A 16,240-nucleotide genomic window follows, 5' to 3' on the forward strand; every position below is an offset into this window, starting at 1 on the left:
GCCCCAGAACCCAGAATCAGAAACTGCGCACGTCACACTGACTGGGCGCGGGAAGGACCCTGTTGCCCTGAGTCATCTCCCGACAGATCGAGGGCAATTGAAATGGCAGATTTCAGCAAGTCGGACCTGGAGTTCATCCTCCAGCAGATCTTCATCGCCGAAGCCCATGCCGATGGCACCAGCCTGATCGACCTGCTGCCCAACAGCCAGGTGCCGTTCGGCCTGCGTACCGTGGACGGCAGCTACAACAACCTGGTGACCGGGCAGAGCGAGTTCGGCGCCGCCGACAACTCGTTCCTGCGCCTGCTCAGTCCGTCCTTCACTGGCGCCTATGCCGGCACCGGTACGGTTACCGACTCGCAACCACGTACCATCAGCAACCTGATCGTCGACCAGACGGCGAACAACCCGGCCGCAGTCGAAGCCAATGGCGGCGCCGCCCCGGTGATCAGCCCCGGCATCGATGGGGTATTCGGCACCGCTGATGACACGGAAGTGTTCTTCATCCCCAACGTGTCGCCCGACGTCGGCCTGACCGCCGGCTTCAACGCCTGGATGACCTTCTTCGGCCAGTTCTTCGACCACGGCCTGGACCTGGTCACCAAAAGCAGCACCGACGTCGTGTTCATCCCGCTGCAGCCGGACGACCCGCTGTTCGTGGACGGCGCCCCGAACTTCATGGTGCTGCCGCGCGCCGTGCGCACAGCTGGCGCCGATGGTTTGGTGGGTACTGCCGACGATGGCCAGACCAACACTACCTCGCCGTTCGTCGACCAAAGCCAGACCTACAGCTCACACCCCTCGCACCAGGTGTTCCTGCGTGAATACATGCTCAATGCCGCAGGCGACCCGGTAGCCACCGGGCGGCTGATCACCAACCGTGACCTGGGCGCCGATGGCCGCTTCGGCACCGCCGACGATGGCAACGGCGAAAGCGGTGGCATGGCCACCTGGGCAGTGGTCAAGGCCCAGGCCCGCGACCTGCTCGGCATCAACCTGACCGATGCCGATGTGCATAGCGTGCCGCTGCTGGCCACCGACCCCTACGGCAACTTCCTGCGCGGGCCCAACGGCATGCCGCAGGTGGTGATGCGCGTCAACAATGGCGCCGACGGCATCGCCGGTACCGCCGACGACGTCACCACGCTGGTCGAAGGCAACCGCGACGCGCCGATCAGCCTGGCCAATGCCGTGAGCACCGGGCATGGCTTCCTTGACGACATCGCCCACAACGCCGCGCCGGTGATCGTGAACGGTGTGCTGCAGGCCGATGCCGATACTGCCGTGGGCAACGCACAGCCGGTGGGGCCGGGTGGCAACAACCTGACCTACGACAACGAACTGCTCGACGCCCACTACATCGCCGGCGACGGCCGGGTGAACGAGAACATCGGCCTGACTGCCGTGCACCATGTGTTCCACTCCGAGCACAACCGCCTGGTGCAGCAGACCAAGGACACCCTGCTGGCTTCCGGCGACGTGGCGTTCCTCAACCAGTGGCTGATCGATGATGTCGCTGCCATCCCCACCACGCCCGCCGAAATCGCTGCGCTGGTATGGGACGGCGAGCGGCTGTTCCAGGCAGCCAAGTTCGGCACCGAGATGCAGTACCAGCACCTGGTGTTCGAAGAGTTCGCCCGTACCATCCAGCCGCAGATCGACGAGTTCCTGGCCCCCAACGGCTACGACACCTCGATCGACCCGGCCATCCTCGCCGAGTTCGCCCATGTGGTTTACCGCTTCGGTCACTCGATGCTGACAGAGACCGTCGACCGCTTCGACCCGGCGTTCGCCCCGGTGAACGGCGACCCGCAGCTCGGCCTGATCGCTGCCTTCCTCAACCCGCTGGCCTTCGCCGGCAGTGGCGCTACCGCCGACGAAGCGGCCGGTGCGATCATCCGCGGTGTCACCCGCCAGTTGGGCAACGAAATCGACGAGTTCGTCACCGAAGCGCTGCGCAACAACCTGCTCGGCCTGCCGCTGGACCTGCCTGCGCTGAACATCGCGCGTGGCCGTGACACCGGCATCCCCACCCTGAACGAGGCGCGCCGCGAGTTCTACGCCATGACTGGCGACAGCCAGCTCAAGCCATACATCAGCTGGGCCGACTTTGCCGACCACCTCAAGCACCCGGCGTCGCTGATCAACTTCATCGCTGCCTACGGCACCCACATCACCATCACCGAGGCGGACACCGAAGCGGCCAAGCGCGCCGCCGCCGTGGCGCTGGTGCTTGGTGGTGAAGGCGCGCCAGGCGATCGTCTGGCCTTCCTCAACGGCACCGGCGCCTACGCCAATGTGACACTGGCCGGCGCGGACGGCACCCCCGGCACCGCCGATGACATCAGCGGGGTGACCGTGACCGGCGTCGATGACATCGACTTCTGGGTCGGTGGCCTGGCAGAGCAGAAAATGCCATTCGGCGGCATGCTCGGCTCCAGCTTCAACTTCGTCTTCGAGACCCAGCTGGAAGCCCTGCAGAACGGCGACCGGTTCTACTACCTGTCGCGCACCGCGGGCATGAACTTTGGCACCGAGCTGGAGAACAACTCCTTCGCCAAGCTGATCATGCTCAACTCCGATGTCACCCACCTGTCCAACACCGTGTTCCTCACGCCGACCTTCACCCTCGAGGTGAACCAGGCCAACCAGTTCACCGGGCTGGGGGCCGATGGCCGGGCCGACCCGACGGGCGGCATCATGATCAACGGCGTCGAAGTGGTGCCGCTGGTGATTCGCGACAACCCCGATACCGTGGGCACCGACACCAACTTCCTGCATTACACCGGCGAAGACCACGTGGTGCTGGGCGGCACTTCCGGCAACGACATCATCATCTCCGGTGAGGGCGACGATACTGTCTACGGCGATGCCGGCAACGACACCCTGGAAGGCGGTGCGGGCAATGATGCGGTGCTGGGCGGTGCCGGTGATGACATCATCACCGACTCCTTCGGCGACAACCGCCTGGAAGGCAACGACGGCAACGACGTGATCGTCGCCGGCAGCATGCTGGTGGGCGGTAACCTGATCCTGGGCGGCAACGGCCAGGACTTCATCATCACCACCGAGGACATCAGCACCACCTTTGGCGGCCAGGGCGACGACTTCATCCTTGGCGCCAAGACCAACCTGCCACCTACCGGCAACGAGGGTGACGACTGGATCGAGAAGGGCACCCAGGACGGTGCGCCCGGCGACAACTTTGCGCCGCTGCTGGGTGACGAAGTGGTCGGCAACGACATCTTCGTCGGTGGCGGTGGCTTTGACGAGATGATCGGCGAGGGCGGTGACGACATCTTTGTCGGCAGCGACGCCCAGGACAAGATGGACGGCATGTCCGGCTTCGACTGGATTACCAACAAGAATGACCAGGTTGGCGTCACCGTCGACCTGACCCTGGCCGCCCTGGCTCAACCCCATGGCAACGCACCGAACCAGAACACCGGTATTTTCAACCCGGTCGGCGCCTCGCCGGCTTCCATCCTCGACCGCTTTGCCGAGGTCGAGGGCGTGTCCGGCTCGAACTTCGCCGATGTGCTCAAGGGCGATAATGTCGATGCCGTGACCATCCTCAACCACGGCGGTGCCACCGGCAGTGCGCTGACCAACGTGGCACTGATCCGTGGCCTGCAGCAATTCCTGGCCGATGCCGGGTTGCCGACCACCGGCTTTGCCACCGGCAACATCATGCTCGGCGGCAACGGCAGCGACCTGATCGAAGGCCGTGGCGGTGATGACCTGATCGACGGCGACAAGTGGCTCAACGTGCGCATCGCCGTGTATGCCCCGGGAGACGTCAACCACACCGGCCCTGAGATCGCCAGTTTCGACAGCATGGTCGACATGATTCCGTTCATGCTCGACCGCACCTACAACCCTGGGCAACTCAAGGCCGTGCGGGAAATCCTGCCCGGCACCTCGACGGGGGGGGCGGCGTTCGACACGGCAGTGTTCTCGGGGGTGCAGAGCGAGTACACGGTGACGCAGAACACCAAAGGTACGCTGGACACTTCCGATGACGTCTGGACGGTGACCGACAACGTGGCCGGCCGCGATGGCGTCGATACCCTGCTGCACATCGAGCGCCTGCAGTTCGCCGACAGCCAGCGGGTGCTGGTGGAAGGCGTGAATGCGCAGCCTGTCGGCAGCCCGGCCATTACTGACGGCAACGGCGGTGCGATCACCGTGGGCGATCTGCTTACGGTAAACGTGGCCGGCGTGCGGGATGCCGATAACATCAGCGCTGGCAACCCGCTGGGCACGCTCGCCGACCGTTCGGTGTCGTACTACTGGCAGTTCGAGGCCACCCCGGGCAGTGGTGTGTTCGAGGACATCATCCTGCTGCCGGCCGGCGACCTGGCGTTCCAGAGTGCCGACGGCACCACGTTCAAGGTGTCGCCAGACCTGGCCGGGTTGTCCCTGCGGGTCAAGGCGATCTACCAGGACGCCCATGGCACCACCGAAGTGCTGTTCTCCCAGCCCACCACCGTGGTGCAACCGGGCGCGCCTGTGGTACCGACGCCAGCCACGCCGGTGGCGGATGCCACAGCTGGCGGTGCCGGGCTGCACATGGTGCGCTCCGACCTCAACTTCATCCTCGAGCAGATCAAGATCGCCGAGGCCGACGCCAACGGAGCAGACATCCTCTCGCTGCTGCCCAACATCCGTGCGCCGCTGGGCCTGCGTGCGGTGGATGGCTCGAACAACAACCTGATGAACCTCAACGGCATCAACAACACCCAGTTCGGTGCCGCCGACAACGTCTTCCCGCGCGTGACCGACCCGGTGTTCAACCCGGCCGAAGGTGCACCGGCCGGTTTCTTCGGCCCTGGTTCGCCGGCCATTCCGGGCTCGTCGTACGAGCAGACCAGCGGCCCGGTGTTCGACTCGCAGCCGCGCACCATCAGTAACCTGATCGTCGACCAGACCTCCAACAACCCGGCGGCCTATGCCACCGCGTATGACCCGGGTGCGGACGGCGTGCTCAACTTCGGCGTCGAGGGCAACGACGACGTGCTCAAGGACGGCGTGCGCATCGTCGCCAGCCCGGGCCTGGACGGCCAGTTCGGCACCGACGACGATCACGACGTGTACCTGTTCGAGAACACCGCCGCCGATGCCGGCTTGTCCGCGCCGTTCAACGCCTGGATGACCTTCTTCGGCCAGTTCTTCGACCATGGCCTGGACCTGGTCACCAAGGGGGGCTCGGGCACCATCTACATCCCGCTGCAACCGGATGACCCGCTGTACGTGGAGGGCGGTTTCACCAACTTCATGGTGGTGACACGTGCGACCAACCAGCCTGGGCCGGACGGCGTGCTTGGCACGGCCGACGATATCCACGAGCACACCAATACCACCTCGCCGTTCGTGGACCAGAACCAGACCTACAGCTCGCACCCTTCACACCAGGTGTTCCTGCGCGCCTATGTGACGGTCGACGGTGCTCCCGTCGCCACCGGCCGCCTGATCACCAACCGTGACCTGGGGGCAGATGGCAAGTACGGCACCGCGGACGACACCGAAATCGGCGGCATGGCGACCTGGAAGGTGGTCAAGGCCCAGGCCCGTGACGTACTGGGTATCAACCTGACCGATGCCGACGTCGACAACGTACCGCTGCTGGCAACCGACGCCTACGGCAACTTCATCAAGGGGCCCAACGGCTTCCCGATGGTAATCATGAAAGGTGCCGACGGCATTGCCGGCACGGCCGACGACCAGCAGGTCGAAGGCAACCCGCTGGCGCCGATCGACCTGACCAACGCCGTGCGCACCGGTCACCAGTTCCTTGCCGACATCGCCCACAATGCCGTGCCGGTGTTCAGCAACGGCGTACTGGCGCCTGATGCCGATACCGATGTGGGCAACGCCGTGCCGGTGAACCCGCAGACCGGCGCCAACCTGGCCTACGACAACGAACTGCTCGATGCGCACTACATCGCTGGCGACGGCAGGGTCAACGAGAACATCGGCCTGACCGCCGTGCATGCGATCTTCCACTCCGAGCACAACCGGCTGGTGGCGCAGACCATGGACACCGTGCTCGATTCGGGTGACCTGGCCTTTATCAACGAGTGGCTGCTCAACCCGATAACCGTGCTGCCGGCCGACCAGGCCGCAATCGACGCACTGGTGTGGAATGGCGAGCGGCTGTTCCAGGCCGCCAAGTTCGGTACCGAGATGCAGTACCAGCACCTGGTGTTCGAGGAGTTCGCCCGTACCGTGCAGCCGCGGGTCGACCTGTTCTTCGCCCCGACCCAGGTGTATGACGTCGACCTCGATGCGTCGATCGTGGCCGAATTCGCCCACACCGTGTACCGCTTCGGCCACTCGATGCTGACCGAGACCGTTGACCGCTTCGACGTCGACTTCACCGTCATCAGCGACCCGGCCAGCGCCAACCCCGACCAGCAACTGGGCCTGATCGCGGCGTTCCTCAACCCGCTGGCGTACGCCGCCAGTGGCGTCACCCCCGAGGATGCCACCAGCGCCATCGTGCGCGGGGTCACCCGCCAGGCCGGTAACGAGATCGACGAGTTCGTCACCGAGGCGCTGCGCAACAACCTGCTCGGCCTGCCGCTGGACCTGCCGGCGATCAACATCGCCCGTGGCCGCGACGTCGGTATCCCTTCGCTGAACGCTGTGCGCCGCGATATCTACGCGCAAACCGGCGATACCCAGCTCAAGCCTTACACCAGCTGGGTCGACCTGGTGCAGCACCTGAAGCATCCGGAGTCGCTGATCAACTTCATCGCCGCCTACGGCACCCACAGCACCATCACCGAGGCCACCACGCTGCTGGAAAAACGCGCGGCGGCCATGGCCCTGGTGTTCGGCGGCGACGGCGCACCAGCCGATCGCCTGGACTTCCTCAACAGCACCGGTGCGTATGCCAATGTCACGCTCCCTGGCAAGGATGGCGTGCTCGGTACCGTCGATGACCTGCGGGCAGTGACCGTGACTGGGGTCGATGCCATCGACCTGTGGATCGGCGGCCTGGCCGAAGCGAAAACCCCGTTCGGCGGTATGCTCGGCAGCACCTTCAACTTCGTGTTCGAGAACCAGATGGAGAAACTGCAGGACGGCGACCGCTTCTACTACCTGGAGCGCACTGCTGGCCTGTCGATGAACGCTGAACTGGAAAGCAACTCGTTCGCCAAGCTGATCATGGCCAACACCTCGGCCACCCACCTGCCGGGCCTGGTGTTCTCCGACGTTGGCTTCTACCTGGAAGTGGACCAGAGCAAGCAGTTCAACGAAGGGCTGGGCAATGCCGACCCACTGGGCGAAAACGGCGAGCAGGTGGTGTTCCGCGACAGCCCGCTGACAGCAGGCCCGGACACCAACTACATCCGCTATGCCGGTGACCAGCACATCGTGCTGGGTGGCACCAACGGTGACGACATCCTGGTTTCCAGCGAGGGTGACGACACGGTCTGGGGCGATGGCGGCAACGACCGCATCGAGGGTGGCGACGGCAACGACCAGCTGCGTGGTGGTGCCGGCGACGACATCATCAGCGACATGGGTGGTGACGACAACATCCAGGGCGGCGACGGCAACGATGTGTTGCACGGCGGTAATGGCGTCAACCTGATCATCGGCGGTTTCGGCAACGACTTCATCGTCACCGGTGAGGACGCCTCCGAAGCCATTGGCGGCCAGGGCAACGACTTTATCCTGGGCAGCAAGGCCAACGAGCAGGACATGGGTAACGAAGGTGACGACTGGATCGAGAAGGGCACCTCGGACGGTGCGCCTGGCGACAACTTCGACCCGCTCGGCAACGACCCGATCATCGGCAACGACGTGTTCATCGGTGGCAACGAGAACGACAAGTTCAACGGTGAAGGCGGCGACGACATCATGGTCGGCAGCCTGGGCTTCGGTGACCGCTACATCGGTGGTTCCGGCTACGACTGGGCGACCTTCAAGGGCCTGGCCCAGGGCGTGACTGCCGACTTCAGCGACCGCTTCTTCGATGTGCCGCCGGTACCGGGTTCGGGCGCGTCTGCACTGGTGCGCTTCGACATCATGGAAGGCCTGTCGGGTTCGGCCCATGGCGACTTCCTGCGTGGTGACAGCGAAACTTCTGCCACCTTGCCAACCAACGGCGCCAACGGCAGCGTGCTGACCAACATCAGCCTGATCAACGGCCTGTCCGGCCTGCTGGCTGCCGGGGCAACGTTCTACGACGGTGGCAACATCATCCTCGGCGGCAGTGGTAGCGATCTGATCGAAGGCCGTGGTGGCGACGACATCCTCGACGGTGACAAGTGGCTGAACGTGCGCATCAGCGTGCGCGCCAACAGCGACGGCACCGGCCCGGAAATCGCCAGCTACGACAGCATGGAGCCGATGGTGCCGCTGATGCTCAATGGCACCTACAACCCGGGCCAGCTGGTGATCGTCCGTGAAATCCTGAGCGGCACCGACAGCTACGACACGGCGGTGTTCTCGGGGGTAGCCACCGACTATAGCGTGGTGGTCGATGGCAACTCGGTGATCGTCACTGACCTGGTGGACGGGCGTGATGGTGTCGACCGCCTGACCGGTATCGAGCGCCTGCAGTTCTCCGACAGCGCCCAGGCCTCCGGTGTGGGCACTGCGGTCAACGCCGGCCCAACGGGCCACCTGGCGATCCTCGACGCTGTCACCGGCCTGCGTAACGACACATCGGTCAGCGGCCAGTTGCTGCGGGTGAGCAACGTGGCGGTGCACGATGCCGACAATGTCAGCGCCACCAATGCGAGCGGCGCCATCAACGGCCCTGTGGCGTACTACTGGCAAGTCGAGACCCTGCCAGGTTCGGGTGTCTATGAAGACATCACCTTCGTCGCTGCCGGCGAAGTTTCCCGGGCCACCGGCGCCACCTACCGGGTCACGGACGATGTGGCGGGGCTGAACATCCGCGTACGGGCGGTGTACCAGGACGCCAAGGGCACGCTGGAAATCGTCGATTCGTCGGCGAACAGCGCGCCGACCGCCGGGCCGACCGTGACCGGGCTGCTGGTGCAGAACCAGACCCTCACCGCCAACACGGCGACCATCGTCGATGCCGACGGCCTGAGCAACCCGCAGTTCACCTTCCAGTGGCAGTCCAACCGCGGGCTCGGCTGGGTCAATATTGCCGGCGCCATCAGCAGCACCTTTGTCCTTACCCAGGAACAGGTGGGGCAGAACATGCGGGTGGTGGTCAGCTATGTGGATGACATCGGGGTGCAGGAAAGCATCGCCTCCGACATCCTCGACCCGGTGGCCAACGTCAACGATGCGCCTACCGGTGCCGTGCTGATCAGCGACACCACGCCAGCCCTGGGGCAGACGTTGACGGCGCTTACCGGCAGTATTGCCGACCTGGACGGGCTGGGGGCGTTCAGCTTCCAGTGGCAGCAAGGTACTGGAGGCATCTTCACCAACATCATTGGTGCTACTTCGGCCACCTTCACCCCGGGCCTCGACCAGGGAGGCCAGCAACTGCAGGTGATCGTGCGCTACACCGACGCCTTCGGCGCGCAGGAGTCACTCACCTCGGCGGCGACTGCTGCAGTGCCAGGCTTGACGCTGGTCGGTACCAATGGTGCCGATATCCTGATCGGTAGCGCGGGTAATGACGTGATCTCTGGTCTGGACGGTGCCGATCAGCTGTTTGGCGGGCTTGGCAACGACATCCTCGACGGCGGGCTTGGCGCGGATGCCATGAACGGCGGTGGTGGCAACGACACCTTCGTGGTGGACAACGTCGGCGACACGGTGATCGAGGCGCTTAACGGCGGTGTTGACTTGGTGCAGACCAGCCTGGCCAGCTACCGCATGGCCAGCAATATCGAGAACCTGACTTATACCGGATTGGGCAACTTCGTCGGTGGCGGTAACACGCTGGACAACATCATGATCGGCGGTGCTGGCAACGACTTTCTCAATGGTGGTGCGGGTGCCGACCGCCTGGTAGGTGGTCTCGGCAACGACACCTACATGGTGGATAACGCCGGGGATGTACTGATCGAGGTCACGGGGGGGGGGACGGATACCGTGCGTACCACGCTAGACAGCTACCGCATGGCCAGCAACATCGAGAACCTGACCTATACCGGAGTGGGTAACTTCGTCGGTGGCGGTAACACGCTGGACAACATCATGATCGGCGGTGCTGGCAACGACTTTTTCAATGGCGGTGCGGGTGCCGACCGCCTGGTAGGTGGTCTCGGCAATGACACCTACATGGTAGATAACGCCGGGGATGTGCTGATCGAGGCTACGGGGGGGGGTACGGATACGGTGCGTACCTCGCTTGACAGCTACCGCATGACCAGCAACATCGAGAACCTGACCTATACCGGAGTGGGCAACTTCGTCGGTGGCGGTAATACGCTGGACAACATCATGGTCGGTGGCGCTGGCAACGACGTGCTCAACGGCAATGCAGGTACCGATCGCCTGGTGGGTGGTCTCGGCAACGACACTTACGTGGTGGATAACGCCGGGGATTTGGTGATCGAGGCCACGGGAGCCGGTACGGATAGGGTGCTTACCGAGCTAGCCAGCTACAGCCTGGGTGCGAACATCGAGATCCTGACCTATACCGGGGTGGGCAACTTCAGCGGTACCGGTAACGCGCTGGACAACATCATCACCAGCGGCGCTGGCAACGACCTGCTCAACGGTGGTGCAGGTAACGACCAACTGCTGGGTGGCATCGGTAACGATACCCTCAACGGTGGCGACGGCAACGATAGCCTCAATGGTGGTCTGGGTGACGACATCCTCAACGGCGGCGCAGGCAGTGACACGCTGTTCGGCGATAATGGTAACGACATTCTGTCGGGCGGTAGTGGCAATGACTTCATCAACGGTGCGGCTGGCAACGACACGGTCAACGGCGGCGCGGGCGATGACACCATGATGGCTACTGATGGCAATGATGTCTTCCAGTTCGCCGCAGGCTTCGGCAATGACCTGATCATCAACTTCGACAGCAACGCGACGGGTGGGCAGGACCTGCTGGATATCACTGCCTTCAACATCACCGCGGCCACCTTTGCCGCCAACGTGACCATCGCCGATGACGGCGCGGACACGCTGGTCAGCATCGGTGCTACCGACTCCATCCGCCTGGTGGGAGTGGCGGATGCAACCACAGTGACCGCAGCGGACTTCAACCTGGCAGTTTGAGGAACCGAAGGATAAGCTGTCGGCATTGAAATGCACGGGCTGCTGCGCAGCCCGTCGCGACACAAGGCCGCTCCTACAGGGGATCCCCTGTAGGAGCGGCCTTGTGTCGCGATTGGGCCGCAAAGCGGCCCCATGTCGCACGCAGTTATTTGATGAACCGCACCTGGCTGTTGATCTTCTCGATCACCGCCCCCTTGCGTTCGTTGAACCGGGCCTTGTTCTGCTCGAACAGGTTGTTGCCCTTGGTGTCGATGGAGATGATCAACGGGCCGAACTCGCGCACGCGGTTCACCCACAGCGTCTCCGGCATGCCCAGGTCCTGCCATTCCGCACGCTCGATCTCTTCCACCTGGGTCGCCGCCAGCACCGCGCAGCCGCCCGGGAACACTGCATGCACTGCCTTGTTCTCCAGGCAACCGGTCGTGGTCTCCGGGCCCATGCCGCCCTTGCCGACGATCAGCTTGACGCCGGTCTGCTCGATGAACTGCTTCTCGAACTTTTCCATGCGCATGCTGGTGGTCGGGCCGATGGAGACCATCTCGAAACTGCCATCGTCCTTCTTCCTGACGATGGGGCCTGCGTGGAAAATCGCGCCGCCACGCAAGTCGACCGGCAGCTCGCGGCCCAGTTCGATGAGCCGGCGGTGGGCAACGTCACGGCAGGTCACCAGTTGGCCGGTGAGGTAGACCACATCGCCCACGTTGAGGTTGGCCAGGTCTTCGTCGCTGATAGGTGTGCTCAGGATCTTTTTCACAGTACTACCCCTTCGTGCGAGAGGATGTCGTAGGACAGGTCGGCATTGATGCGGATCTTGCCGCGGCGGTGCGCCCAGCAGCCGGTGGACACCGCCACACCGATGGTGGACGGGTGGCGGGCCGAAGACTCGATGTTCACGCCCATCACGCTGCTGTTGCCGGTCAGGCCCTGCGGGCCGATGCCGATTTCGTTGAGGCCTTCCTCCAGCAACTTTTCCATCATCGCCGCGCTTTCGTTGGGGTGGCTGGAGTCCACTTCGCGCAGGATGGCCTTCTTCGACAGCCGTGCCGCCGTCTCCACCGAGGTCGATACCCCTACACCCACCAGCAGTGGCGGGCAGGCGTTGACACCGCGCGAGGTGATGACATCGAAGACGAACTCGGTCACCCCTTCATAGCCTTGCCCCGGCATCAGTACTTTGGCCGAGCCAGGCAGGGTGCAGCCGCCGCCGGCCATGTACACGTCGACGATGGCGTAGTCGGCATCGGGGATGATTTCCCAGTCCAGCCACGGGATCTTCGAGCCGGTGTTGGTGCCGGTGTTCTTCTCGATGAAGGTTTCCACCGCATTGTGGCGCAGCGGCCCCTGAATGGTGGCTTCCCTGGTGGCGTTCTCGAGGATGCCTTCCATCTCGCCCAGCAGCGGGAAGCGCGCGCCCGCCGAGACGAAGTACTGGATGACGCCGGTGTCCTGGCAGCTGGGCCGGTTGAGCTTGTCGGCGTATTCCTGGTTGTCGGCCATCGAGTCGTACACGGCGATGGCCAGCGGGTTGGTTTCGGCGGCGCGCAACTTGGCGGTCTTTTCCTTGACGTCGCGGGGCAGGCGCTTGCCGATATAGGCGGTGAACTTGGCCATCACGTCGGTAAGCGATGACACGGCTGTTTCTTTGTCCATGATTATTTCCTCACTGCATCACAAGGCGGGTTCTTTTTGCTGTTTTTCGAAAGATCAGGGTGCGGGTGTGCCGGCCTCCATGCGTGCAAGGGCAGGGTGCGGCGCAGCGGCCTCGGGTTCGGGTTCGGGGTCGGCCGGCAGCTGGCCGTCCAGGGCCTGGGCCATGCGCTGCTTGTCCAGCGCACCCACCCAGTTGGCGATGGCCAAGGTGCCGACCGCATTGCCGATGGTGTTGGTGATGGCCCGGGCTTCGGACATGAAGCGGTCCACGCCCAGCAGCAGGACCATGCCGGCCACCGGGATGTTGTCCATGGTCGCCAGGGTCGCGGCCAGCGTGATGAAGCCCGAGCCGGTTACGCCTGCAGAGCCTTTGGAGGTGAGCAGCAGCACACCCAGCACGATCAGTTGGTCCATCAGGGTCAACGGTGTGTTGGTGGCCTGGGCGATGAAGATGGCGGCCATGGTGTAGTAGATGCACTGGCCGTCCGGGTTGAAGGTAAGGCCCGAGGGGATCACTAGGCCGACCACAGGCTTGGACACGCCAACCTTTTCCAGCTTGTTCATCAGTTGCGGTACCACCGACTCGGATGAGCTGGTACCCAGTACCGTGAACAGTTCTTCCTTGAGGTACTTGAGGAACTTCCACAGGTTGAAGCCGCACAGCCGGGCAATGGCGCCCAGCACCACCACCACGAACAGGAAGCAGGTCAGGTACATGGTCGCCATCAGCTTGCCCAGCGAAACGATCGAGCCCAGCCCGTACTTGCCTACGGTGAAGGCCATGGCCCCGCAGGCGGCCAGCGGTGCCACGCGCATGATCATGCCGACGATGAAGAACATGCCGTGGGAAAACGCTTCGAGCACATCCACCATCGGCTTGCCGCGCGGGCCCAGGTGGGAGAGGGCGATGCCGAACAGGGTGCTGAACAGCAGAATCGGCAGGATCTCGTTCTTGGCGAAGGCATCGGTCACGCTGCCGGGTATCACATGCAGCAGGAAATCGATGAAGCCGCCGCTGTTGCCGGCTGCCGCGGCGGTGTAGGTGGAGATGCTCTTGGCATCCAGGGTGGCAGGGTCGACGTTCATGCCCTGGCCGGGCTGCACGATGTTGACCACCACCAGCCCCAGTACCAGGGCAAAGGTGGACAGCACTTCGAAGTAGATCAGCGCACGCACGCCGACGCGGCCGAGTTCCTTCATGTTTTCCATCTTGGCGATGCCCAGCACCACCGTGGCGAAGATGATCGGGGCGAAGACCATCTTGATCAGTTTGATGAAGGCATCACCAATGGGCTTCAGGTCAGCGCCAACCTGTGGCCAGAACACTCCGATCAGCACCCCGAGGGTTACGCCGATCAATACCTGTACGTAGAGCTTGCCGAACAATCGCTTGGCCATTGCCGTCTCCGAATTATTGTTGTGAGTCGGATTTATCTGGCGGCCGGGCTGCTCGTGAGGGGTGCAGGTCACACCTGGCCTTGGCGGCCGAAGAGCCCAGCTTTCTTGTGGTTAATCACGCAGGGCAAAAGGTAATGGTTTTTCAAAAATGCTGTAATACAATGAAATTCAACTCATTGTTTCCCTCAGGTTAATTATGAATCCGGTATCGGAGCTGGCGTTCTTCACCCAGCTGATCAGGGTGGGTAGCCTGGCGGGCACTGCTCGCGAACTGAACCTGACCCCGCCAGCGGTCTCCAAGCGCCTGGCCCAGCTGGAACAGCGCCTGGGCGTGCGCCTGCTCAACCGCACCACACGCAGCATCAGCCTTACCGCCGAGGGCGAGACTTACCTGGTGAATGCCAAGCGCATACTGGGCGAGATCGAGGAAATGGAGCGGCAGGTGTCCAGCAGCCGCGCCGAGCCCAAGGGCTTGCTGCGAGTCAATGCGCCGCTGGGCTTTGGCCGTACCCACGTGGGGCCGGCGGTGTCATCGTTTGCCAAGCGCTACCCCGAGGTGGAGGTGCAGCTGCACCTGACCGACCGCCCCATTGCCCTGCCGAACGATGCCATCGATGTGGCCATCCGTTTTGGCGAGCTGCCCGACTCGCGGCTGATCGCCCGCAAGATCGCGGCCAACCGCCGCCGATTGTGCGCGTCGCCCGGTTACCTGGAAGCTCACGGTACCCCCGAATCGCCAAAGGACCTGGCCAGCCACAATTGCATCGTGTTGCGCCAGAACGACGCCGCGTTCGGTATCTGGCGGCTTAGCCGCGGCAAGCAGAGCGAGTCGGTGAAGGTGCATGGCAGCCTCAGCACCAACGATGGCGAGGTCGCCCTGAACTGGGCGCTGGACGGGCAGGGCATCCTGCTGCGGGCCGAGTGGAACCTGGCCGACCACCTGCGCAGCGGGCGCCTGGTGGAGGTGCTGGGCGATTACCAGACGCCGCCTGCGGATATCTATGCGGTGTACCTGGAACGCCTGAACCTGTCGGCCAAGGTGTCGTGCTTCGTCGAGCACCTGAGGGCATTCTTCCGCCAGGGGGACAGCCTGGCAGCGTGGCATTGAGGCCTTTACCACAGGCGATCGCGTTATACTCCGCGCCTTTGCCCATGCCCGGAATCCGCCCATGCGCCAGGTTTTGCTCATTGTCGATGTCCAGTCCACCTTCAGCCCGCCCGAGTGGCTGGTCGATGGCCTGCGCCGGTTGTCGGCGAATATCCCCACCATTGCCTCGGTCGAGTTGCACGACGAACAGGTCACGCCGTTCGAGCGCCAGCTTGGCTGGCACCCGGCGGCCGAGGACGACAGCCTTGTCGAGGCCGACCAGGTGTTCGTCAAGCATGGCTACGGGCAGAGCGCCGAGGCTATCGACTACATCAAGAAATTGGGTGTGGAGCGCGTGCTGGTATGTGGGCTGCAGACCGAAACCTGTGTGCTGGCCGCCGGTTTCGCCCTGTTCGATGCGGGGCTGATGCCCACCTTGGTCACCGACATGACGGTAGGCTCTTCGCTCGACAGGTCGGGCAAGCTGGGCATCGACCTGTGGAAGCATCACTTCCGCCAGGTCACCACCTCGGCCGAGGTGCTCGCCGAAGTGGCTACACCAGGCTAGCGCCGCAGCCCAAAAGGCCTAAATTGTAGGAGCGGCCTTGTGTCGCGAAAGGGCCGCAAAGCGGCCCCGGCAATATGTGCTGCGCAGCTGAAATCGAGGGGCTGCTGCGCAGCCCGATCGCGACACAAGGCCGCTCCTACAGAGAACGCGTCGCAAGGCGAAAGCCTCAGGCCACATCCACCAGCACGATCTCGCTGTCCTCGATGGCAGTCACCTGCAGCACCTCCTAGGCCAGAGCCGTAGCCCAAAAGGCCTATGCAGTACTTGTAGGAGCGGCCTTGTGTCGCGAAAGGGCCGCAAAGCGGCCCCGGCAATATGTGCTGCGCAGCTGAAATCGAGGGGCTGCTGCGCAGCCCGAT

Annotated in this window: 6 protein-coding genes; 3 read left to right on the top strand and 3 right to left on the bottom strand. The window is 63.7% G+C overall.

What is annotated here, in order from left to right; genetic code table 11:
* Nucleotides 1–102 precede the first annotated feature (102 nt).
* Nucleotides 103–11,178, top strand: coding sequence for a peroxidase family protein (locus tag ABIB24_RS13040; RefSeq protein ID WP_354316560.1), 11,076 nt, complete (start codon nucleotides 103–105; stop codon nucleotides 11,176–11,178).
* 145 nt (nucleotides 11,179–11,323) lie between these two features.
* Here ABIB24_RS13040 and ttdB read toward each other — a convergent pair whose 3' ends face one another.
* Genes ttdB through ABIB24_RS13055 form a run of 3 tightly spaced genes read right to left on the bottom strand, consistent with a single transcriptional unit; the run spans nucleotide 11,324 to nucleotide 14,226 of the window.
* A complete protein-coding gene (ttdB, locus tag ABIB24_RS13045) occupies nucleotides 11,324–11,932 on the bottom strand; it encodes a L(+)-tartrate dehydratase subunit beta (RefSeq protein ID WP_003259286.1) in 609 nt (202 codons plus the stop codon).
* Nucleotides 11,929–12,828, bottom strand: coding sequence for a L(+)-tartrate dehydratase subunit alpha (gene ttdA, locus ABIB24_RS13050; RefSeq protein ID WP_013972067.1), 900 nt, complete (start codon nucleotides 12,826–12,828; stop codon nucleotides 11,929–11,931). The genes ttdB and ttdA overlap by 4 nt, the downstream gene beginning before the upstream one ends.
* A 54-nt stretch (nucleotides 12,829–12,882) precedes the next feature.
* Complete coding sequence (locus ABIB24_RS13055) at nucleotides 12,883–14,226, bottom strand: dicarboxylate/amino acid:cation symporter (RefSeq protein ID WP_137163582.1); 1,344 nt, start codon at nucleotides 14,224–14,226, stop codon at nucleotides 12,883–12,885.
* A gap of 196 nt (nucleotides 14,227–14,422) precedes the next feature.
* Between ABIB24_RS13055 and ABIB24_RS13060 the strand changes: the two genes are divergently transcribed.
* Together ABIB24_RS13060 and ABIB24_RS13065 are read left to right on the top strand one after the other, a co-directional pair.
* Nucleotides 14,423–15,334 (top strand): LysR family transcriptional regulator, encoded by a 912-nt coding sequence (locus ABIB24_RS13060; protein WP_137163583.1) that lies wholly within the window; start codon nucleotides 14,423–14,425, stop codon nucleotides 15,332–15,334.
* 61 nt (nucleotides 15,335–15,395) lie between these two features.
* On the top strand, nucleotides 15,396–15,881 hold the full coding sequence (locus tag ABIB24_RS13065; RefSeq protein ID WP_137163584.1) for an isochorismatase family protein: 486 nt from the start codon (nucleotides 15,396–15,398) through the stop codon (nucleotides 15,879–15,881).
* Nucleotides 15,882–16,240 lie beyond the last annotated feature (359 nt).

This window comes from Pseudomonas sp. UYEF17 (assembly GCF_040546125.1).
Classification (GTDB): Bacteria; Pseudomonadota; Gammaproteobacteria; order Pseudomonadales; family Pseudomonadaceae; genus Aquipseudomonas; species Aquipseudomonas putida_Z.

What these genes read in the sequence shown, in the direction of transcription:
- ABIB24_RS13065 (WP_137163584.1), top strand. Translation starts at nt 15,396, where the DNA reads ATGCGCCAGGTTTTGCTCATTGTCGATGTCCAGTCCACCTTCAGCCCG.
- ttdA (WP_013972067.1), bottom strand. Translation starts at nt 12,828, where the DNA reads ATGGACAAAGAAACAGCCGTGTCATCGCTTACCGACGTGATGGCCAAG.
- ABIB24_RS13060 (WP_137163583.1), top strand. Translation starts at nt 14,423, where the DNA reads ATGAATCCGGTATCGGAGCTGGCGTTCTTCACCCAGCTGATCAGGGTG.
- ABIB24_RS13040 (WP_354316560.1), top strand. Translation starts at nt 103, where the DNA reads ATGGCAGATTTCAGCAAGTCGGACCTGGAGTTCATCCTCCAGCAGATC.
- ABIB24_RS13055 (WP_137163582.1), bottom strand. Translation starts at nt 14,226, where the DNA reads ATGGCCAAGCGATTGTTCGGCAAGCTCTACGTACAGGTATTGATCGGC.